Here is a 22,498-nt window from a genome sequence, read left to right as displayed (position 1 = left end):
AAACAGCGCCTGTTAAGTGATCGTGGGAGCGAGCTTGCTCGCGATAGGGGCAGATCAGCCAACACTGATGCTGGCTGATCCATCGCTATCGCGAGCAAGCTCGCTCCCACAGGGGATCGGAGTCGAACGCTGCGTCTGTGAACAGACAGAATCTACTGTAGGAGCGAGCTTGCTCGCGATGACGGCGGAACATTCAGCCCAGATGCAGGCTGACCCACCGCTATCGCGAGCAAGCTCGGCTCCCACAGGGGGCGTGCTTAACTTGCAATCAATTGCCGCAACACATAGTGCAGGATCCCACCCGCCTTGAAATACTCCACTTCATTCAAGGTATCGATCCGACACAACACTTCGATTCGCTCTTGGCTGCCATCCTCCCGGGTGATGACCAGGGGCAGGTTCATGCGCGGCGTCAGTTCGACGTCATTGAGCCCCAGGATGTCCAGGGTTTCCTTGCCCGTGAGGTTCAGGCTCTTGCGGTTCTGGTCGAGCTTGAACTGCAACGGCAGCACGCCCATCCCCACCAGGTTGGAGCGATGGATGCGCTCGAAGCTTTCGGCGATCACTGCCTTGACCCCCAGCAGGTTGGTGCCCTTGGCCGCCCAGTCCCGGCTCGAGCCAGTGCCATATTCCTGGCCGGCGATCACCACCAGGGGCGTGCCCGTAGCCTGGTAGAGCATGGCGGCATCGTAGATCGGCATTCGTTCGCCACTGGGGATGTAGATCGTGTTGCCGCCTTCTTCGCCGTCGAGCATTTCGTTGCGGATGCGGATATTGGCGAAGGTGCCGCGCATCATGACTTGATGGTTGCCGCGTCGGGAGCCGTAGGAGTTGAAATCCCGTGGCTCCACGCCCTGTTCGCGCAGGTAGCGACCGGCCGGGCTGTCGGCCTTGATGTTGCCGGCCGGGGATATGTGGTCGGTGGTCACCGAGTCTCCCAGCAGGGCCAGGACCCGGGCGCCCTCGACGTTCCTGACGGCCGGTGGCGGCCCGCCGATGTCGTCGAAGAACGGTGGATGCTGGATGTAGGTCGAGTCATCCTGCCAGACGTAAGTCGCCGCTTGCGGCACTTCGATGGCCTGCCATTGCTCGTCACCGGCAAACACGGCGGCGTATTCCTTATGGAACATGCTGGTGTTGACCTGGGCCACGGCGTCGGCCACTTCCTGGCTGCTGGGCCAGATGTCCCGCAGGTACACCGGCTTGCCATCCCGGTCGTTGCCCAGCGGCTCGCTGCTGATGTCGATGCGCACCGTGCCGGCCAGGGCATAGGCGACCACCAGCGGCGGAGAGGCCAGCCAGTTGGTTTTCACCAGTGGATGCACCCGGCCTTCGAAGTTGCGGTTGCCCGACAACACCGAGGCCACGGTCAGGTCGGCTTTCTGGATGGCTTTTTCGATGGGCTCGGGCAACGGCCCGGAGTTGCCGATACAGGTCGTGCAACCATAGCCCACCAAGTCGAAGCCGAGTTTATCCAGGTACTCGGTCAGGCCGGCGGCCTTATAGTAGTCGGTGACCACCTTGGACCCCGGGGCCAGGGAACTCTTGACCCAAGGCTTGCGGACCAGGCCTTTTTCCACGGCTTTTTTCGCCAGCAGCCCGGCGGCCATCATGACGCTGGGGTTGGAGGTGTTGGTGCACGAGGTGATGGCGGCAATCACCACCGCGCCGTTTTTCAGGCGATGGGTGTGCCCTTCGAATTCGTACTCGGCTTCGCCCACCTGGTCGGCATTGCCCACCGCGACGCCACCGCCGCCTTCACTTTCCAGGCGGCCTTCTTCTTTGCTGGTGGGTTTGACCTGCAACCCCAGGAAGTCGCTGAAAGCCTGGCCGACATTCGGCAGCGAAACCCGGTCCTGAGGGCGCTTGGGCCCGGCGAGACTGGCCTCGACGCTGCCCATGTCCAGCTCCAGGGTGTCGGTGAACACCGGCTCCTGGCCGGGCAGGCGCCACAGGCCCTGGGCCTTGCAATAGGCCTCCACCAGCTTCACGGTTTCGGCCGGACGCCCGGACAGGCGCAGGTAGTCCAGGGTCACCTCGTCCACCGGGAAGAAACCGCAGGTGGCGCCGTATTCCGGGGCCATGTTGGCGATGGTGGCGCGGTCGGCCAGGGGCAGGTCGGCCAGGCCGTCGCCATAGAACTCGACGAATTTGCCCACCACGCCTTTCTTGCGCAGCATCTGCGTGACGGTCAGCACCAGGTCGGTGGCGGTGATGCCTTCGCGCAGCTTGCCGATGAGTTTGAAACCGATGACCTCGGGAATCAGCATCGACACCGGTTGGCCGAGCATGGCCGCTTCCGCCTCGATCCCGCCGACGCCCCAGCCCAGTACGCCGAGGCCGTTGATCATGGTGGTGTGGGAGTCGGTGCCCACCAGGGTATCGGGGAAGGCGTAGGTGCGGCCGTCTTCTTCTTTGGTCCACACGGTGCGGCCCAGGTATTCCAGATTGACCTGGTGGCAGATGCCGGTGCCCGGTGGCACCACGCTGAAGTTGTCGAAGGCGCTCTGGCCCCAGCGCAGGAAGGCGTAGCGTTCGCCGTTGCGCTGCATTTCGATGTCGACGTTCTGCTCGAACGCCTGGCTGCTGGCGAACTTGTCCACCATCACCGAGTGGTCGATCACCAGGTCCACCGGTGACAACGGGTTGATCCGCTGGGGATCGCCGCCGGCCTTTTCCACGGCGGCGCGCATGGCGGCCAGATCGACCACGGCGGGGACGCCGGTGAAATCCTGCATCAGCACCCGTGCCGGGCGGTATTGAATCTCGCGGTCGGAGCGGCGCTCCTTGAGCCACCCGGCCAGGGCCTTGAGGTCGGCGCCGGTGACGGTTTTTTCATCTTCCCAGCGCAACAGGTTTTCCAGCAGCACCTTCAAGGACATGGGCAGCTTGTCCAGGTCACCCAGGCTTCGGGCGGCATCCGGCAGGCTGAAGTAGTGGTAGGTCCTGGCGTCGACTTGCAGTGTTTTAAGGGTTTTCAGGCTATCGAGGGACGGCATTGAAATCACTCCTTTGAGTCCGCACGGCTACGGACGGAGGGGGACGGACAGAGCCTTTAACCTAGCCCTGTTTTGAGCGTATGACTAATAACTGGACTCTATAGCAAGGTTCGCGGTTCCGAACTCCGCTATCATGCGGCGGTTTTCGTGACAGGCTTTGCTACGGAGTTTCAATGAACACGCTTTTTATGCACTGCCGGCCAGGCTTCGAAGGCGAAGTCTGTTCCGAGATCGCCGAACACGCGGCCCGGCTCAACGTGGCCGGCTACGCCAAGGCCAAACCGGCCAGTGCCTGTGCCGAATTTGTCTGTACCGAAGAGGACGGTGCCGAGCGGCTGATGCGCGGGCAGCGTTTTGCCGAGCTGATTTTTCCGCGCCAGTGGGCACGGGGCACGTTCATTGAATTGCCGGAAACCGACCGTATCAGCGTGATCCTGGCCCACATGTCGGCGTTCCCGACCTGCGGCAGCCTGTGGCTGGAGGTGGTCGACACCAACGACGGCAAGGAGCTGTCGAACTTCTGCAAGAAATTCGAAGGCCCGTTGCGCAAAGCGCTGAGCGGGGCCGGCAAGCTGGTGGACGACCCGCACAAGCCGCGCCTGCTGCTGACGTTCAAGAGTGGCCGCGAAGTGTTCCTGGGCCTGGCGGACGCGGATAATTCGGCGATGTGGCCCATGGGCATCCCACGCCTGAAGTTCCCCCGGGAAGCGCCGAGTCGCTCCACACTCAAGCTCGAAGAGGCCTGGCACCATTTCATCCCTCGGGACCAATGGGACGAGCGCTTGCACAGTGACATGACCGGCGTGGACCTCGGTGCCGCGCCAGGCGGCTGGACCTGGCAACTGGTCAACCGTGGGATGCTGGTGACGGCCATCGACAACGGCCCGATGGCCGAAAGCCTGATGGACACCGGCCTGGTGCAGCACCTGATGGCGGACGGTTTCACGTTCAAGCCCAAGCAGCCGGTGGACTGGATGGTCTGCGACATCGTCGAAAAGCCCGCGCGCAACGCGGCGATGCTGGAAGAGTGGATTGGTGAGGGCCATTGCCGCGAGGCCGTGGTCAACCTCAAGCTGCCGATGAAACAGCGTTATGCCGAGGTGAAGCGCCTGCTCGAACGCATCGCCGAAGGTTTCAAGGCCCGGGGCATCAAGGTCGAGATCGGTTGCAAGCAGCTGTACCACGACCGTGAGGAAGTGACGTGTCATCTGCGGCGGTTGGACACGAAAAAGCCGAAGTCCCGCTAGCCCTCGGAATTGATGGAGTTCCCTGTGGGAGCGAGCTTGCTCGCGATGACGTCGCTACATTCAACATGGATGCAAGCTGACCCACCGCTATCGCGAGCAAGCTCGCTCCCACAGGAAGCAGTGTGAAGCCAGGGGTGACCGAGCGCTGACATTGCGCGACAATGCCGGCCAGTTTCAGGAGTAGAACATGAGTGAAATGAACGACACGCCGGTCGATGGCACGCTGGATGCCACCGGCCTCAATTGCCCGGAACCGGTGATGATGCTGCACCAGCACATTCGCGACCTGGCCCCCGGTGGCCTGCTGAAAGTCATCGCCACCGACCCCTCGACCCGCCGCGACATCCCCAAGTTCTGCGTGTTCCTGGACCACGAACTGGTGGCCCAGCAGGAAGAGGCCGGTACCTACCTCTACTGGATCCGCAAGAAACTCGCTTAACCCGTCGAGTGGCTGAGGCGAATCTGCTTGCGCGCGCTACGTGCCAGACGGATCGACAGCATCAGTGCCGCGCAGCTCAAGCCCACGATCAGTCCTTGCCACAATCCGCTCGGGCCGCTGGCCGCGCCGAGCCAGTCGGTCAGGCCCAGGGCGTAACCCACCGGTAGGCCGATGCCCCAATAGGCGAACAGGGTCAGGATCATCGTCACCCGGGTGTCCTGATAGCCGCGCAATGCGCCTGCCGCCGTGACCTGGATCGCATCGGAAAACTGAAACAGCGCCGCGTAGACGATCAGCATCGACGCCACCTCGATCACCACCGGATCGGCGGTATAGATCGCCGCGATAGGCCCGCGCAGGGCGAACATCAGGCTCGCCGACAGGCAAGCGTAGGCCAGGGCCGTGCCCATGCCCACCCCGGCGGCGAAGCGCGCTTCGCGAGGCTGCCGTCGCCCCAGGGCCTGGCCGACCCGCACGGTGACGGCCATGCCCAGGGAGTAGGGGATCATGAACACCAGGGAGCTGAAGTTCAGTGCGATCTGGTGCCCAGCCACCACGGTGGCGCCGAGGCTGCCGATCAGCAGGGCGATCACCGCGAAAATACTCGACTCGGCGAACACCGCGATGCCAATCGGCAAGCCGATGCCCAGCAGGCGCTTGATGACCGCCCATTGCGGCCAGTCGAAACGGCTGAACAACCGGCTCGACTGATAGGCCGGTGCCCACCGTGCCCAACCGGCCATGCCCAGGGCCATGACCCACATCACGATGGCCGTGGCCCAGCCGCAACCGACGCCGCCCATGGCGGGCACGCCCAGGTGCCCATAGATGAAGATGTAATTGAGCGGAATGTTCAGCGCCAGCCCGCACAGCCCCAGCACCATCGCCGGTCGCGTGCGTCCCAGGCCGTCGCTGAAGCAGCGCAGTACGTGATACAGCGCCACGGCCGGCAGGCCCGTGCCGATGCCCCGCAGGTACTCCATGCACGGGCCGATCAATTCGGGATCGACTTTCATGATGTGCAGGATCGGCTCGGCGCTGAACAGCGCCAGCGTGGCGATCAACCCTACCACCAGGGCCAGCCACAGCGCCTGGCGTACCAGCGGCCCGATCTCGTCGAACGTGCCGGCACCGAAGCGCTGGGCCACTTTCGGGGTGGTCGCCAGCAGGGTGCCAGTCATCAACAGGAACACCGGCACCCAGATCGAGTTGCCCAGGGCCACGGCCGCCAGGTCTCGTGGACCGACCCGACCGGCCATCACCGCATCGACGAAGCCCATGGCGGTGGTCGCCAGTTGCGCCACCATGATCGGCAGCGCAAGGGCCAGCAACGTCTTGAATTCCAGGCGTACCCGGGCCGGGCGGGAGAGGGGAGCGGGGGTGTCGATGACAGGATTCACAGGGCAAGCGTCCGAAAGGGTTAAGCGCGAGGCGGCGAATTCTACGCTTTGACGCGGTGGTCAGGAAAAAACCTGTGTTGTGGATTTGTAAGCGTGCACTTAGCGCGTGAGTTTTTGTGGCGAGGGGATTTATCCCCGTTGGGTGCGTAGCACCCCTTGCATTGCGACTGCTTTGCAGTCGAGCGGGGATAAATCCCCTCGCCACAACATCATTCGCTCCTGGTAATGCGTCGGCCTGCTGGAACGCCTACACTGCCCATCCCGCCAAAGGAGCTCTGCCATGCTGATCGTCGCCGACGAAAACATCCCCCTGCTCGATGCGTTTTTCCAAGGATTCGGCGAAATCCGCCGGGTACCGGGCCGGGGGATCGACCGGACGATGGTCGAGCACGCCGATGTATTGCTGGTGCGTTCGGTCAGCCAGGTCAATCGGGCCCTGCTGGAAGGCAGCAAGGTACGCTTCGTCGGCACTTGCACCATCGGCACCGACCACCTGGACCTGGATTATCTTGCCGAGGCGGGGATCCGCTGGGCCAGCGCACCCGGCTGCAATGCCCGTGGCGTGGTGGACTACGTGCTGGGCAGCCTGATGACTCTGGCAGAAATCGAAGGTACGGTGCTGGAACAGCGGACCTTCGGCGTGGTCGGCGCGGGCCAGGTGGGCGGGCGGTTGATTGAGGTGCTCAAGGGGCTGGGCTGGGGCGTGAAAGTCTGCGATCCACCGCGTCAGGCCGCCGAGGGCGGCGACTATGTGAGCCTGGAGCAGATCATCGAGCAGTGCGATGTGATCAGCCTGCACACTCCGTTGACCCGCGACGGCGAGCAACCGACCTGGCACCTGTTCGACGAAGCGCGTTTGAACCAACTCAAGCCCGGGACCTGGCTGATCAATGCGGCTCGAGGGCCGGTGATCGATAACGCCGCGCTGCGCGAGGTGTTGCTGGAGCGCGAAGACCTGCAAGCGGTGCTGGATGTCTGGGAGCAGGAGCCCACCGTGGATGTGGACCTGGCCGATTTGTGCGTGATCGCCACCCCGCACATTGCCGGTTACAGCCTCGATGGTCGCCAGCGTGGCACGGCCCAGATCTACCAGGCCTTGTGCGCGTTCCTGGAACGACCGGTTGAAGTCAGCCTCAGCGACCTGTTGCCCCGGCCCTGGCTGGGTGGCATCACCCTGGATGCCGAAACCGACCCGGCCTGGGCCTTGGCGGCGCTGTGCCGGAGTGTGTACGACCCCCGTCGCGACGACGCGGATTTTCGCCGCAGCCTGGTGGGCACCGTCGATGAGCAACGCCGCGCGTTCGATGCCTTGCGCAAGCATTATCCGCCACGCCGGGAGATCGACAGCTTGAAGGTTCGCATCGAAGGGTCGCCGACGGCTTTGCAACAGATCGTGACGGCGCTGGGTGCCGCGCTGGTTTAGCCACGGCTGTTGTGGCGAGGGAGCTTGCTCCCGCTCGGCTTCTGTAGGAGCTGGCGAAGCCTGCGATCTTTTGATCTTTCGCTTGAGACTCAAGTGTCAGGGGAAAGATCGCAGCCTCGCTTCGCTCGACAGCTCCTACAGCGCAACCCAGCGGGAGCAAGCTCCCTCGCCACAGGTTTGCGTCTGGCAGGCATAAAAAACCCGACATCAAGGTCGGGTCCAATTGAAGACGGGCTGTATCACTTTTGTTCGGCAGGCTTGACCAGTCGTTTTTCCAGCTCGCTGCAGGCTTTCTGGATCATGTCTTCGGTGATCGGTACTTCGCGCCCTTGGGCATCGATGAACGAGCAGCCCAGAGACTGGTCCGGTTGCGTGCGGATTACTTGAATCTTGTCGTCGCTGCTGTGTTGCAAGGACATGGCCTGTCTCCTCATCAGGTTGTGTGCCTATATTAATGTCGCCAGGTGACCGAGCCATGACACTCCGTGTAGGTTCATGGCGACGCCTCCACTCAATCAGAAACACAGTTGCGTTTCCACCCAGACTTTAGACCGATAACATCTAGCCGCTAGCCGTAGTGGTCATATTTAACCTGACTCATTGCGATTCAACTTGGTTCCGCTACGTTTCGGCGTCGCGAGCTGGCCTTTTTCCCGCTGCATTATCGGACGCCTTTGATGCTTTCTTCCCGACATCGCCGTGCCATACGCCTGGCCAGCGGCTTCATCGCCCCTTATCGCAAACAGGTCGTCGGCGCTTTGCTGGCTTTGATTGTCACCGCCGGCATCACCTTGTCCATGGGCCAAGGCATCCGCTTGCTGGTGGACCAGGGCTTCATGACCCGCTCGCCGCACCTGCTCAACCAATCCATCGGCTTGTTCATGGTGTTGGTGGTGGGGTTGGCGATCGGTACGTTTTCGCGTTTTTACCTGGTGTCCTGGATCGGTGAGCGGGTGGTGGCGGATATCCGGCGGCAGGTGTTCAACCATCTGGTGTACTTGCACCCGGGTTTCTACGAAAACAACCGCAGTTCGGAAATCCAGTCACGGTTGACCACTGATACGACCTTGCTGCAATCGGTGATCGGTTCGTCGCTGTCGTTGTTTTTGCGCAATGTCTTGATGGTGGTGGGCGGTATCGTGCTGCTGTTCATCACCAATCCCAAGCTGACCAGTATCGTGGTGATTGCCCTGCCGCTGGTCTTGGTGCCGATCCTGCTCTTCGGGCGTCGAGTGCGCAGCTTGTCGCGCCAGAGCCAGGACCGCGTTGCCGACGTCGGCAGCTATGTCTCCGAAACCCTCGGCCAGATCAAGACCGTGCAGGCCTACAACCATCAGGTCCAGGACGAACAACGTTTTTCCGTGACGGTGGAGCAGGCCTTCGACACCGCTCGCAAGCGCATTGTCCAGCGGGCCTGGTTGATCACCCTGGTGATCGTGCTGGTGCTGGGGGCGGTGGGGGTGATGCTCTGGGTCGGTGGCATGGATGTGATCGCCGGGCGGATTTCCGGTGGCGAGCTGGCGGCGTTCGTGTTCTACAGCCTGATCGTCGGCAGTGCCTTCGGGACCCTGAGCGAAGTGATTGGCGAGCTGCAGCGGGCGGCCGGTGCGGCAGAGCGCATTGCCGAGCTGCTGCGTTCGGAAAACATCATCCAGCCGCCGGCTTCGGGCCTCGTGACCTTGCCGGCGCGAGTTCGCGGCGATTTGCGTCTCGAAGGCGTGCGTTTTTCCTATCCGTCCCGGCCAGACAGTTATGCGGTCGACGGCCTCGACCTGAGTATCAAGGCCGGTGAGACCCTGGCCCTGGTCGGGCCTTCCGGCGCAGGCAAGTCGACGGTCTACGACTTGCTGCTGCGTTTCTATGATCCCGTGCAAGGGCAGATCCTGATCGACGATGTGCCGTTGACTCAACTCGATCCGCTGGACCTGCGCCGGCATTTCGCCCTGGTTTCACAAAGCCCGGCGCTGTTTTTCGGCACAGTTGAAGAGAATATCCGCTATGGCAACCCGGAGGCGACGTCGGAGCAGGTGCGCGAGGCCGCGCAGATCGCCCACGCCCACGACTTCATCGAAAAAATGCCCGACGGCTACCAGACTCACCTGGGCGATGGCGGCCTCGGGTTATCCGGCGGCCAGCGCCAACGCCTGGCCATCGCCCGAGCGTTGCTCGTGGATGCCCCGATCCTGCTGCTGGACGAAGCCACCAGCGCCCTCGATGCGCAAAGCGAACACCTGATCCAGCAAGCCCTGCCCAGCCTGATGAAAAACCGCACGACGTTGGTGATCGCCCATCGCCTGGCCACCGTGAAAAACGCCGATCGGATCGCGGTGATGGACCAGGGCAAGGTGGTTGCCGTGGGCACGCACCAGGAGCTTGTCGCCAGCAATGCGCTGTATGCGCGATTGGCGGCGTTGCAGTTCAATGTGGGGGCGGAGGCGGCAACCGACTGATATCGCGTCCACAGGGGATGTAGTGTTTGATGCAGGCCCTGTGGGAGCGAGCTTGCTCGCGATAGCGGCGAGTCAGCTTGCATTCATGTTGCAGGTGCCGGCGCCATCGCGAGCAAGCTCGCTCCCACAAGAAGAGGGCTTTGTGGGAGTGTTAATCACTGATCATCGAAATACCGCTCATGCCAGTCCACCAGCGGTTGCGGCGAGTTGAGCTTCTGCCCGTAGATCACCGAATAAGACAACACGTTCTGCACGTATTGGCGGGTTTCGTCGAACGGGATGCTCTCGACCCAGACGTCGAAGCTCAAGTGATCGGCCCCACGCAGCCACTGGCGCACGCGACCGGGGCCGGCGTTGTAGGCCGCCGAGGCCAGGACGCGGTTGCCGTTGAACTGGCTATGGACCTGGCTCAGGTAGGCCGCGCCTAACTGGATGTTCTTGTCCGGGTTCAGCACTTGCTGTGGCGAGGCCAGGGGAATGCTGAACTTGCGCGCGGTTTCCTTGGCGGTGCCAGGCATCAGTTGCATCAGGCCGGCGGCGCCGACGCTGGAGCGGGCATCATCCATGAACGCACTTTCCTGGCGGGTAATGGCGAACGCCCAACTTGGATGCAAGCCGCGGATCTTGGCTTCGCGCACCAGGGTCTCGCGGTGGGCCATCGGGAAACGGATGTCCAGGTCGTCCCAGTACTTGGCCTGGCTGATGGTGCGGATGGCCGGGAAATACCATTTCAGGTCGTAAGCCAGTTTCGCCTGGGCGACCATTTCGTCCCGGTTGAAATGACGGCTGACGTGATACCACTCGCGGCGTCCGTCGACAATGTCCCCACGGGCATGAAATTCCAGCGCCCGGCGCACGCCAGGCGTATTGCGCACCTTGTTGATCAGCGCCTGGCTCATCACCAGTGGCTTGTTGACGAGCGAATAGGGCGACTGGGATCGGTCGGCGGCCAGGAAGCCATAGAAGTCCCGCTCACGGGCCAGGTGCTTGTAGAGCGTCAGGGCTTCCGGGTTCTGCGGCTGCGCCAGTTCCAGCGTGCGGGCTTGCCAGTACCGCCAGCGGTTGGTGCTGGCCAGCGACTCGGGCAGGCGGCGGGTCAACTGATAGGCATCGTCCCAGCGAGCGAGGCGCAACAGCAGGCGCAAGCGCCATTCCGAAACCGTGTCGTCGCGCAACTCCGGGTCGTATTTCGTCATCACGTCCAGGGCGCGGCTGTCGAAGCGCTTGGCCAGGGTCAGGCCGATCTCTCGGGCGATCGCGACTTTTTCATCCCGGGAAAAATGCATGGTGCTGGCGTAGCCATCCAGCAGCGCCATGGCTTTTTCCGGGTCCTGGCGGGCCAGGCGACGCAAGCCGAGGCTGACGATATCGGACATCGGCTCATCGGCTGGAACGAAGCGCGAGGGCTGGTTGAGCAACTCTGGCTTTTGCGCCACGTCCACCAGCAAGCTGCCACGGGGAGCGAGGGTGGTCAGGCCGCTGACCAGGCTGTTGGCCAACGGGTAGTTGCGCGCCTGGGCGGCCAGCTTGGCGCGCTCCCAGCGCTTCTGCTCGGTCAACTGGCCCTGGGAGGCCCACAGGCCGAACAACGCATCGCACGCCTGGGGCTGGGACTTGCCGGTGAGCCACAGCTTTTCGGTGTTGGCATAGCCCTCGGCCTTCAGGCCATGGTTGAGTTGGTATTGAGCGTTGAGGCAATCCAGCTCGGTGAAATTGAGCTTGGGGTCGTAATACTTGACGAAGGTCTCCCAGTCGCCGCGCTCGGTCAGCCAACGCAGCCAGCGCAGCTTCATCCAGTTGGCCTGGGGCAGGTCACCGTGCTCGGCGAGGAATTTCTCGATTTCGGCGTTGCTGGCGCTCTTGAGGCGAGCGGTCAATTCGTCGTAGGCCAGGTACGGCTCCAGCGGGTAATCGCGCAGGGCCTGGCTGTAGCGAAAGTAAGGGCCGGAATCACCCTTGGCCAAGGCACGCTTGGCTTCGTCGTAGTATTGGCGCTGAGTGGAGATATCCACCGCCTGAGCGGATTGAACGGCAGTGGCACATACAAAAAGACACGATAAAACACTGAAAAGGCGACTGCGCATGAGACGTCCGGGCAGAAAAAACATGACAAGCCCAAGGGTTAACCCAGGGTAACTGTCTGTAGCTTAGCCTTTTGCCAGCAGCCGGCGAAAGCTTTGCGGGGCCGTCGGTGCAAGTTCGCAACATTTGTTATGCAGAGTGCTTCAGTGGCGAAATTGGCGGACCCTTGAGGCCTCATCTCAGGTAGAATGCGCGCCCGGTTTTTGGAGAAGCTCATGACCCTGCTCAAATTCAGCGATGTGTCCCTTGCGTTCGGCGCTATGCCGTTGTTGGACAAGGTGTCCTGGCAGATCGCCCGTGGTGAGCGGGTGTGCATCATCGGCCGAAACGGCACTGGCAAGTCCAGCATGATGAAGCTGGTCAAGGGCGATCAAAAGCCCGACGACGGCTCGGTCTGGCGTGCGCCAGGCCTGAAAATCGGAGAATTGCCCCAGGAACTGCCGGTGGCCGACGAGCGGACCGTATTCGATGTGGTCGCCGAAGGCCTGGACGGTGTCGGCGCGCTGCTGGCCGAGTATCACCACCTGAGCCAGAACATCGTCACCGATGCCGACCTGGACAAGTTGATGCACGTGCAGCACGACCTCGAAGCCCGTGATGGCTGGCGGTTGCAGCAATTGGTCGACAGCACCCTGAGCCGCCTGCAATTGCCGGCCGACAAGACCCTCGCCGAGTTGTCCGGCGGTTGGCGTCGCCGCGTCCTGCTGGCCCAGGCCCTGGTCTCCGAGCCGGACCTGCTGCTGCTCGACGAACCGACCAACCACTTGGACATCGGCGCCATCGCCTGGCTTGAAGAAGCCCTGAAAGACTTCCAGGGGGCGGTGCTGTTCATCACCCACGACCGTTCCTTCCTGCAGAACCTGGCGACGCGCATCCTTGAATTGGACCGTGGCGGCCTGATCGACTGGAACGGCGACTACGCCAGCTTCCTGGTGCACAAGGAAGCGGCGCTGGCAGCGGAAGAAACCGCTAACGCGCTGTTCGATAAGAAGCTGGCCCAGGAAGAAGTCTGGATTCGCCAGGGCATCAAGGCGCGTCGCACCCGCAACGAAGGCCGTGTGCGCGCACTCAAGGCGTTGCGCGTGGAGCGCAGCGAGCGTCGCGAGCGCACCGGCAAGGCCAACATTCAGTTGGACACCGCTGACAAGTCCGGCAAGCAGGTGATGGTGCTTGAGAACGTGAGTTTCGCGCACCCTGGCGGTCCGTTCCTGATCAAGGACTTTTCCATGGTGCTGCAGCGTGGCGATCGAATCGGCCTGCTGGGCGCCAACGGCACTGGCAAGACCACCCTGCTCAAGCTGATGCTCGGCGGCCTGGTGCCCACCAGCGGCAAGGTGGAAGAGGGCACGAAGATCGACGTCGCCTACTTCGACCAGTTACGTCATCAACTGGACCTGGAAAAGACCGTGATCGACAACGTGGCCGAAGGCCGCGATTTCATCGACATCGATGGCCAGAGCCGCCATGTGCTGAGCTACCTCGGCGATTTCCTGTTCAGCCCCCAGCGTGCCCGTACGCCGGTCAAGGCGTTGTCGGGTGGTGAGCGTGCCCGTCTGTTGCTGGCCAAGTTGTTCAGCAAGCCGGCGAACCTGCTGGTGCTCGACGAGCCCACCAACGACCTGGACGTGGAAACCCTGGAATTGCTGGAAGAGGTGTTGCTGACCTTCAACGGCACCGTTCTGATGGTCAGTCACGACCGGGCATTCCTCGATAACGTGGTCACCAGTACCCTGGTGTTCGAAGGCGAAGGCCTGGTTCGCGAATACGTCGGTGGCTATCAGGACTGGCTGCGCCAGGGCGGCTCGCCGCGTCTGCTGGGGGTCACCGAGAGCAAGTCCGGCAAGGCCGACCTGAACTCGGCCGTGGTCAAGGCCGAGCCTGCGCCGGTTGCCGCGGCAGCCCCGGCCCCAGCGAAGAAAAAGCTCAGCTACAAGCTGCAGCGCGAGCTGGAAGCCTTGCCGGGTGATATCGACGCGAAGGAGCAGCAGATCGCAGCGGTAGAAGCTGAAATGGCCGAGGCCGGGTTCTACCAGCGTCCTGCTGCCGAAACCGCCAAGGTGATTGCGCACCTGGAGCAACTGCAGGCCGAGCTGGATGCATTGGTCGAGCGCTGGGCCGAGCTGGACGCTTGAGCCATTGAGATGGAAATCCCACCCTGTGGGAGCGAGCTTGCTCGCGATAGCGGTAGATCGGCAGCATTGATGCTGACTGTCACACCGCTATCGCGAGCAAGCTCGCTCCCACAGGTTTAGGTTTATGTGCGCTTGACCAGATGCACCGCCAGCACATCGCAAGGCGCGCCATGTAGCACATCGTTGGCGGTCGAGCCCAGCAGCAGCGCCAAGCCGTGACGACCATGGCTGCCGACGACAATCAGGTCGCAACCCTGTTCCTTGGCCAGGTGATGGATCTCCTGGCGCGGCTGGCCGTAGGTCAGGTGACTGAATTCCTTCTTCAGGGCCGGGTATTTCACGATCAGTCGGTCAAGGCGTTCCTTGGCCTGGTCGAATTGCTGCTGCTGCAACTGGGAAAGGTCCATCGGCACGTCGCCGCCGAAGGCCATGGCCATCGGTTCGACGATATGCACCAGTGACAGCTGGGTGTCTCGGCCTTCGCAGAGGGCGAGGGCGCGCTTGACGACCGGATCGCATTCTTCAGTGAGGTCAACGGCGACCAGAACGTGGTTGTAGTACATGGAAGGCACTCCAGAGAATTGCGATACGGTAAGTATGGCTGGTTTCAAGCGCATTGACGCGACCTGGGTCAATGGGCTCATCAGAATCGGGGAGTACGAATATGACGGTCTGGATAGTGCTGTCAATCCTGTTGGTGGTGTTAAGTCCGCTGGCATGGTTGCGTCCGTCCCGTTTACAGAACGGTCGCATGGCCCTGCGCATGGAAGCGCGACGCCTGGGCCTGGCCATGCAACTGGCGCCACAGGAGTGGCCGCACTGGCTCGGCCAACAGCCGCCAAACCCCTGTGCCCAGTACTATCGGCCTCGCCGCGGCAGCCAGCCGGCCTGCTGGAGCTACTGGCAAACTGCGCCGGGCGTCTGGGCCAATCAGTGGCGGGAAGTCTGCCTGGATGAGTCCCTGCTCAATCATTTCGAAAAATTGCCGGCCAACGTCTACAAAATTGAAGCCGACCGGCAAATGATCGCCTTGTATTGGGGCGAGAAAGGCGAAGCCACTGTTTTGCAGGACATTGCCGAAGTCCTAAAGGCGTTGGCCTGATCCGCCGTAGGAGCTGTCGAGCGCAGCGAGGCTGCGATCTTTCCAGGCTCAATTGAATCTTGAGTGAAAGATCAAAAGATCGCAGCCTTCGGCAGCTCCTACGGACATAAAAAAGCCCGACAGTTTCATCGGGCGGGTTGGCCAGGCAGGCCGGTAATCCATCTCGTGTCAGGGCGTGCGTTCGCAGCGCCCTTCATTTCCGCAGCATTCAATCGCATCCCGACAGCGTAGTCGGCTGGATCCGATTTGTCTGGAATTAGGGCGATTTTTCTAATTATTGATTCTATGAATGGCTGCTCATGCGGCGCCGTGTTGTGGATCCGTAGGGTGCGGAAATGACCGTAAAGTCGCGTTCACGCCTATGTTTAGGGCGATTGACAATTGTCGGAAATTCCGTGAAGGTGACGTACCCAAATCAAACGGGCGTATGAATTGAGCGTTTGTATTTTCAGACGGCTCCTACAGACCCCGACTATCGCGTTGACGGGTGTGCCTGGCGGATTGGCGTAGCATCGACGGTAACGTCAGTGTCGAACCAGCGGTCAGCGTCCAACGTGTACTGTTCAGCTTCCATATCGTGGAGATCAGTTGATGATTTACGAAGGTAAAGCCATCACGGTTAAGGCTCTTGAAAGTGGCATCGTCGAACTGAAATTCGACCTCAAGGGTGAGTCCGTCAACAAGTTCAACCGTCTAACCCTGAATGAATTGCGTCAGGCCGTAGACACTATCAAGGCAGATGCTTCGATCAAGGGTGTGATCGTCAGCAGCGGCAAGGACGTGTTCATCGTTGGTGCCGACATCACCGAATTCGTCGACAACTTCAAGCTGCCCGATGCCGAACTGATCGCTGGCAACCTCGAAGCCAACCGTATTTTCAGCGATTTCGAAGACCTCAACGTACCGACCGTCGCGGCCATCAACGGTATCGCCTTGGGTGGCGGCCTGGAAATGTGCCTGGCGGCGGATTACCGCGTCATGGCCACCACGGCCAAGATCGGCCTGCCGGAAGTCAAGCTGGGCATCTACCCGGGCTTTGGCGGCACCGTGCGCCTGCCGCGCCTGATCGGCGCCGACAACGCTATCGAATGGATTGCCGCCGGCAAGGAAAACCGTGCCGAGGACGCGCTGAAAGTCGGTGCCGTGGATGCCGTGGTCGAACCTGGCAAGCTCCAGGAAGCGGCCCTTGAAACCATCAAGCGTGCCATCAGCGGCGAGTTCGACTACAAAGCCAAGCGCCAGCCTAAGCTGGAGAAGCTCAAGCTCAACGCCATCGAACAAATGATGGCCTTCGAAACCGCCAAGGGTTTCGTGGCCGGTCAGGCAGGCCCGAATTACCCGGCGCCGGTCGAAGCGATCAAGACCATCCAGAAAGCCGCGAATTTCGGTCGCGACAAAGCCCTGGAAGTCGAGGCCGCCGGCTTCGTCAAGCTGGCCAAGACCTCGGCCGCACAAAGCCTGATCGGTCTGTTCCTCAATGACCAGGAACTGAAGAAAAAGGCCAAGGCCTACGACGAAATCGCCCGTGACGTGAAGCAGGCCGCCGTGCTCGGCGCCGGTATCATGGGCGGCGGCATCGCCTATCAGTCGGCGTCCAAAGGCACGCCGATCCTGATGAAGGACATCAACGAACACGGGATCGAGCAGGGCCTGGCCGAAGCCGCCAAGCTGCTGGTCGGCCGCGTCGACAAAGGCCGCATGACCGCCGCGAAGATGGCCGAAGTGCTCAACGGCATTCGTCCGACCCTGTCCTATGGCGATTTCGGCCATGTCGACCTGGTGGTCGAGGCGGTTGTCGAGAACCCGAAGGTCAAGCAGGCGGTACTGGCTGAAGTCGAAGACAAGGTCAAAGAGGACACCATCCTCGCCTCGAACACCTCGACCATCTCCATTTCGCTGCTGGCCAAGGCCCTCAAGCGTCCGGAGAACTTCGTCGGCATGCACTTCTTCAACCCGGTGCACATGATGCCGCTGGTGGAAGTGATCCGTGGCGAGAAGTCCAGCGAACTGGCGGTGGCCACCACCGTGGCCTACGCCAAGAAAATGGGCAAGAACCCGATCGTCGTCAACGACTGCCCGGGCTTTTTGGTCAACCGTGTGCTGTTCCCGTACTTCGGCGGTTTCGCCAAGCTGGTCAGCGCCGGTGTGGACTTCGTGCGCATCGACAAGATCATGGAAAAATTCGGCTGGCCGATGGGGCCGGCGTACCTGATGGACGTGGTCGGCATCGACACCGGCCACCACGGTCGCGACGTCATGGCTGAAGGCTTCCCGGACCGCATGAAGGATGACCGTCGTTCGGCCGTCGACGTGCTCTACGAAGCCAAGCGCCTGGGCCAGAAGAATGGCAAGGGCTTCTACGCCTACGAGACCGACAAGCGCGGCAAGCAGAAGAAAGTCGCCGACTCGTCGGTGCTGGAAGTGCTCAAGCCGATCGTCTACGAGCAGCGCGAAGTCACCGACGAGGACATCATCAACTGGATGATGATCCCGCTGTGCCTCGAAACCGTGCGCTGCTTGGAAGACGGCATTGTCGAAACCGCCGCCGAAGCCGACATGGGCCTGGTCTACGGTATCGGTTTCCCTCCATTCCGTGGCGGTGCGCTGCGTTACATCGATTCGATCGGTGTGGCCGAGTTCGTTGCCCTGGCTGACCAGTACGCTGATCTGGGCGCGCTGTACCACCCGACCGCGAAGCTGCGTGAGATGGCCAAGAACGGCCAGCGTTTCTTCGGTTAAGCGCCCAACGACTAGAGCGAGAGAACATTTTATGAGCTTGAATCCTAGAGACGTCGTGATTGTCGACTTCGGTCGTACGCCGATGGGCCGCTCCAAGGGCGGCATGCACCGCAACACCCGCGCCGAAGACATGTCGGCGCACCTGATCAGCAAGCTGCTGGAGCGCAACGTCAAGGTCGACCCCAACGAAGTCGAAGACGTGATCTGGGGCTGTGTGAACCAGACCCTGGAGCAGGGCTGGAACATCGCCCGCATGGCCTCGCTGATGACCCAGATTCCTCACACCGCGGCGGGCCAGACTGTCAGCCGCCTGTGCGGTTCGTCCATGAGCGCACTGCACACCGCCGCCCAGGCGATCATGACCGGCAACGGCGATGTGTTCGTCGTCGGTGGTGTCGAGCACATGGGTCACGTGAGCATGATGCACGGTGTCGATCCGAACCCGCACATGTCGCTGTACGCGGCAAAAGCCTCGGGCATGATGGGCCTGACTGCGGAAATGCTGGGCAAAATGCACGGCATCACCCGCGAGCAGCAGGACGCCTTCGGCGTGCGCTCCCACCAGCTCGCCCACAAGGCGACCGTGGAAGGCAAGTTCAAGGATGAGATCATCCCGATGCAGGGCTACGACGAGAACGGCTTCCTGAAACTGTTCGACTACGACGAAACCATTCGTCCGGAAACTACCCTGGAAAGCCTGGCGACCCTCAAGCCGGCCTTCAATCCGAAGGGCGGCACCGTGACAGCCGGTACTTCATCGCAGATCACCGACGGTGCCTCGTGCATGATCGTGATGTCGGCCCAGCGTGCCCAGGACCTGGGGATCCAGCCGATGGCGGTGATTCGTTCGATGGCAGTGGCGGGTGTGGACCCGGCGATCATGGGCTATGGTCCAGTGCCGGCCACGCAGAAAGCCTTGAAGCGCGCAGGCCTGGGGATTGCCGATATCGACTTCTTCGAGCTCAACGAAGCTTTCGCCGCACAGGCCCTGCCCGTGCTGAAAGATTTGAAAGTGCTCGACAAGATGAACGAGAAGGTTAACCTGCACGGCGGCGCGATCGCCCTGGGTCACCCGTTCGGTTGCTCCGGTGCGCGTATCTCCGGCACGCTGCTCAACGTCATGAAGCAGAATGGCGGCACCTTCGGTGTGTCCACCATGTGCATTGGCCTCGGCCAGGGCATCGCCACTGTCTTCGAACGCGTCTAAGCGTTGCGTCGATGGAAGCCGGGGCCAAGTGCCCCGGTTTTTGTTTTTTCCGGGTTTAGTAGAAAAATTTTGTTTTTATTTTGAAAAGATTTGAGTGAGGGCCAAGACATGCCGATACAACCAGGGCTCTACCAGCATTACAAAGGTCCGCAGTACCGCGTATTCAGCATCGCGCGGCATTCCGAGACCGAAGAAGAAGTGGTGTTCTATCAAGCCCTGTATGGCGATTACGGCTTTTGGGTACGTCCCTTGAGCATGTTCCAGGAGTCCGTCGAGGTTGACGGCGAACAGGTGCCACGCTTTGCTTTGGTGCAGGCCGAGGAGAGCATTTTTTCCAAGCCTTGAGGCCGGTATGCGGGCAACCCTGCGCTTGACCTCACCTTGCAGCCACTATATATAGCGGTGCCGCGTCAGGCGCCAACCGCCTTTCACTTTTTAGAATTCAGGAATTTTCTGATCCATGGGCAAATCGCTGGTCATTGTGGAATCCCCGGCTAAGGCCAAGACCATCAACAAGTATCTGGGCAACCAATACGTGGTGAAGTCGAGTATCGGCCATATCCGAGACCTGCCCACCAGCGGTTCGGCTAGCGCCAGCAAGGAGCCAGCCGCCAAGCGCGGCAAGGCTGCCGCCGGTGAAGCGCCGGCGCTGTCGCCCAAGGACAAGGCGCGCAAGCAGCTGGTCTCGCGCATGGGGGTCGATCCGGAACACGGCTGGAAAGCCAAATACGAGATCCTCCCTGGCAAGGAAAAGGTCATCGAAGAGCTGCGCCGGCTCGCCAAGGATGCCGACACCATCTATCTCGCGACGGACTTGGACCGCGAAGGGGAAGCCATTGCCTGGCACCTGCGCGAAGCCATCGGTGGGGATGACAGCCGCTACAAGCGCGTGGTGTTCAACGAAATTACCAAGAAGGCCATCCAGGAAGCCTTCTCCCAACCGGGCGAGCTGGATATCGATCGGGTCAACGCCCAGCAGGCGCGTCGCTTCCTCGACCGCGTGGTGGGCTACATGGTCTCGCCGCTGCTGTGGGCCAAGATCGCCCGCGGCCTGTCGGCCGGGCGAGTGCAGTCGGTCGCCGTGAAGCTGGTGGTGGAGCGCGAGCGCGAGATCCGCGCGTTCATCCCTGAAGAGTACTGGGAAGTCCACGCCGACCTCGGCACCGCCAAGGGCGCGACCGTGCGCTTCGACGTGGCTCGCGAGAAGGGCGAGGCCTTCAAGCCACTCAACGAAGCCCAGGCCATGGCGGCGCTGGAGAAGCTCAAGGCTTCCAGCTACAGCATCGTCAAGCGCGAAGACAAGCCGACCAGCAGCAAGCCGTCGGCGCCGTTCATCACCTCCACGCTGCAACAGGCCGCGAGCAACCGCCTGGGCTTTGGCGTGAAGAAAACCATGATGATGGCCCAGCGTCTGTACGAAGCCGGCTACATCACCTATATGCGTACCGACTCGACCAACCTGTCGGCCGATGCCGTGGCGATGGCGCGTACTTATATAGAAAGCGAGTTCGGCAAGAAGTACCTGCCGGACACGCCGAACGTCTACAGCAGCAAGGAAGGCGCGCAGGAGGCTCACGAAGCGATTCGTCCGTCCGATGCCAACACCGAGCCAAGCAAGCTGTCGGGCATGGAGCGCGATGCCGAGCGTCTCTACGAGCTGATCTGGCGCCAGTTCCTGGCTTGCCAGATGCTGCCGGCGCAATACCTGTCGACCACCGTCAGCGTCGGTGCCGGTGACTTCGAGTTGCGTGCCAAGGGCCGCATCCTGAAGTTCGACGGCTACACCCGCGTCATGCCGCAAATCACCAAGCCTGGGGACGACGATGTCCTGCCGGACATGGCCCAGGGCGACGTGATGAAGCTGATCAAGCTCGATCCGACCCAGCACTTCACCAAGCCGCCGGCCCGTTACTCCGAAGCCAGCCTGGTCAAGGAAATGGAAAAGCGCGGCATCGGTCGTCCTTCGACCTACGCCGCCATCATTTCCACCATCCAGGACCGCGGTTATGTGGCGCTGCACAACCGTCGTTTCTATTCGGAAAAGATGGGTGACATCGTCACCGAGCGTTTGTCCGAGAGCTTCTCGAACCTGATGGACTACGGCTTCACCGCCGGCATGGAAGAGAACCTCGACGATGTGGCCCAGGGCGAGCGGGACTGGAAAAACGTACTCGACGAGTTCTACGGCGACTTCAAGAAAAAACTTGAAGTGGCGGAGAGCCCGGACAATGGCATGCGGGCCAACCAGCCGGTCATGACCGACATCCCGTGCCTGACCTGCGGACGTCCGATGCAAATCCGTACCGCCTCGACCGGTGTCTTCCTCGGCTGCTCGGGTTACAGCCTGCCGCCCAAGGAACGCTGCAAGGCGACGGTCAACCTGGTGCCGGGCGACGAAATCGCCGCGGACGACGAGGGCGAATCGGAATCCCTGGTGCTGCGTGGCAAGCATCGCTGCCCGATCTGCAGCACGGCGATGGATGCCTACCTGCTGGATGAGAAGCGCAAGCTGCACATCTGCGGTAACAATCCGGACTGTGCCGGCTACGAGATTGAGGAGGGCACTTATCGCATCAAGGGTTACGAAGGCCCGAGCCTGGAGTGCGACAAGTGTGGCAGCGAGATGCAGCTCAAGACCGGCCGTTTCGGCAAGTTCTTCGGCTGCACCAACCCGACCTGCAAAAACACGCGCAAACTGCTCAAGAGCGGTGACGCGGCGCCGCCGAAGATGGACCCGGTGAAAATGCCGGAGCTCAAATGCGAGAAGGTCAACGACACCTATATCTTGCGTGACGGCGCTTCCGGCCTGTTCCTGGCAGCCAGCCAGTTCCCGAAAAACCGCGAGACCCGTGCACCGTTGGTGATGGAAATCCTCCCGCACAAGGATGAGATCGATCCGAAGTACCATTTCCTCTGTGAGGCACCGCAGAAGGATCCGGACGGGCGCCCTGCGGTCATTCGCTACAGCCGCAAGACCAAGGAGCAGTACGTGCAGACCGAAGTCGACGGCAAGCCGACCGGCTGGAAGGCGTACTACGATGGCGGTAAATGGACCGTTGAAGACAAGCGCTGATTGGTTGTCTGGAGTGCGGGGTTGAGGCTCTTGTGGCGAGGGAGCTTGCTCCCGCTGGTGGCGCAGCCGCCCTCTACAATCGCTAAATCCGCATGGACCTGACAAAAAGGCCGCATGACAACCCATAGGTTTTCATGCGGCCTTTTTGTTTTTGGCTTGCAGTGGCCTCGGTTGATCCACGACACTGTCGCACTTGCGTGAAGCT

15 protein-coding genes are annotated in these 22,498 nt (G+C 61.6%); 10 read left to right on the top strand and 5 right to left on the bottom strand.

The annotated features are described in order from the left end of the window. Positions 1–257 precede the first annotated feature (257 nt). Positions 258–2,999 carry an aconitate hydratase AcnA gene (gene acnA, locus BLQ55_RS04940; protein ID WP_092252704.1) on the bottom strand — a complete coding sequence of 914 codons (2,742 nt, stop codon included), beginning with the start codon at positions 2,997–2,999 and terminating at the stop codon, positions 258–260. A gap of 173 nt (positions 3,000–3,172) precedes the next feature. Between acnA and rlmM the strand changes: the two genes are divergently transcribed. Together rlmM and tusA are read left to right on the top strand one after the other, a co-directional pair. Continuing rightward, entirely contained in the window at positions 3,173–4,246 is a 1,074-nt protein-coding gene (gene rlmM, locus BLQ55_RS04935; RefSeq protein WP_092197369.1) for a 23S rRNA (cytidine(2498)-2'-O)-methyltransferase RlmM, read from the top strand. A 187-nt stretch (positions 4,247–4,433) separates the two neighbouring features. Continuing rightward, the gene (gene tusA, locus BLQ55_RS04930; RefSeq protein ID WP_003183455.1) at positions 4,434–4,685 is read left to right on the top strand and encodes a sulfurtransferase TusA; all 252 of its coding nucleotides are present in this window, start codon (positions 4,434–4,436) and stop codon (positions 4,683–4,685) included. Here tusA and BLQ55_RS04925 read toward each other — a convergent pair. Next, positions 4,682–6,085, bottom strand: a complete 1,404-nt coding sequence (locus BLQ55_RS04925; protein ID WP_092197367.1) for an MATE family efflux transporter — start codon at positions 6,083–6,085, stop codon at positions 4,682–4,684. The two genes, tusA and BLQ55_RS04925, sit on opposite strands and share 4 nt — an antisense overlap. Positions 6,086–6,365: 280 nt before the next feature. On the opposite strand from BLQ55_RS04925, the gene pdxB reads away from it, so the two are divergent. Next, positions 6,366–7,508, top strand: coding sequence for a 4-phosphoerythronate dehydrogenase PdxB (pdxB, locus tag BLQ55_RS04920; protein ID WP_092252702.1), 1,143 nt, complete (start codon positions 6,366–6,368; stop codon positions 7,506–7,508). Positions 7,509–7,747: 239 nt separating this feature from the next. On the opposite strand, the gene BLQ55_RS04915 is transcribed toward pdxB, so the two are convergent. Next, a complete protein-coding gene (locus BLQ55_RS04915; RefSeq protein WP_003199629.1) occupies positions 7,748–7,927 on the bottom strand; it encodes a PA1571 family protein in 180 nt (59 codons plus the stop codon). Positions 7,928–8,185: 258 nt separating this feature from the next. Here BLQ55_RS04915 and BLQ55_RS04910 point away from each other — a divergent pair, with 258 nt between their 5' ends. Beyond that, entirely contained in the window at positions 8,186–9,958 is a 1,773-nt protein-coding gene (locus tag BLQ55_RS04910; RefSeq protein ID WP_092197363.1) for an ABC transporter transmembrane domain-containing protein, read from the top strand. 155 nt (positions 9,959–10,113) lie between these two features. Here the strand turns inward: BLQ55_RS04910 and BLQ55_RS04905 are convergent, their stop codons facing one another. Continuing rightward, the gene (locus BLQ55_RS04905; protein ID WP_092197361.1) at positions 10,114–12,042 is read right to left on the bottom strand and encodes a transglycosylase SLT domain-containing protein; all 1,929 of its coding nucleotides are present in this window, start codon (positions 12,040–12,042) and stop codon (positions 10,114–10,116) included. Between the two features lie 213 nt (positions 12,043–12,255). Between BLQ55_RS04905 and BLQ55_RS04900 the strand changes: the two genes are divergently transcribed. Continuing rightward, positions 12,256–14,172, top strand: a complete 1,917-nt coding sequence (locus BLQ55_RS04900; protein WP_092197785.1) for an ATP-binding cassette domain-containing protein — start codon at positions 12,256–12,258, stop codon at positions 14,170–14,172. 122 nt (positions 14,173–14,294) lie between these two features. Here BLQ55_RS04900 and BLQ55_RS04895 read toward each other — a convergent pair whose 3' ends face one another. After that, a complete protein-coding gene (locus tag BLQ55_RS04895) occupies positions 14,295–14,735 on the bottom strand; it encodes a universal stress protein (protein WP_060738415.1) in 441 nt (146 codons plus the stop codon). Positions 14,736–14,836: 101 nt separating this feature from the next. Here BLQ55_RS04895 and BLQ55_RS04890 point away from each other — a divergent pair, with 101 nt between their 5' ends. From BLQ55_RS04890 to topA, 5 genes are all read left to right on the top strand, one after another. Beyond that, complete coding sequence (locus BLQ55_RS04890; protein ID WP_092197359.1) at positions 14,837–15,274, top strand: hypothetical protein; 438 nt, start codon at positions 14,837–14,839, stop codon at positions 15,272–15,274. A 591-nt stretch (positions 15,275–15,865) separates the two neighbouring features. Continuing rightward, positions 15,866–18,013, top strand: coding sequence for a fatty acid oxidation complex subunit alpha FadB (fadB, locus tag BLQ55_RS04885; protein WP_092197357.1), 2,148 nt, complete (start codon positions 15,866–15,868; stop codon positions 18,011–18,013). A 31-nt stretch (positions 18,014–18,044) separates the two neighbouring features. Then, a complete protein-coding gene (gene fadA, locus BLQ55_RS04880; RefSeq protein ID WP_092197355.1) occupies positions 18,045–19,220 on the top strand; it encodes an acetyl-CoA C-acyltransferase FadA in 1,176 nt (391 codons plus the stop codon). Positions 19,221–19,328: 108 nt separating this feature from the next. Then, entirely contained in the window at positions 19,329–19,565 is a 237-nt protein-coding gene (locus BLQ55_RS04875; RefSeq protein ID WP_025212748.1) for a DUF1653 domain-containing protein, read from the top strand. Between the two features lie 115 nt (positions 19,566–19,680). Next, positions 19,681–22,293, top strand: a complete 2,613-nt coding sequence (gene topA, locus BLQ55_RS04870; protein WP_092252701.1) for a type I DNA topoisomerase — start codon at positions 19,681–19,683, stop codon at positions 22,291–22,293. Positions 22,294–22,498: the final 205 nt, after the last annotated feature.

Source organism: Pseudomonas sp. NFACC13-1, assembly GCF_900104425.1.
Classification (GTDB): domain Bacteria; phylum Pseudomonadota; class Gammaproteobacteria; order Pseudomonadales; family Pseudomonadaceae; genus Aquipseudomonas; species Aquipseudomonas fluorescens_AA.
Note: the sequence above shows the minus strand (reverse complement) of the source record. Positions and strands in the feature narration are given on the sequence as shown.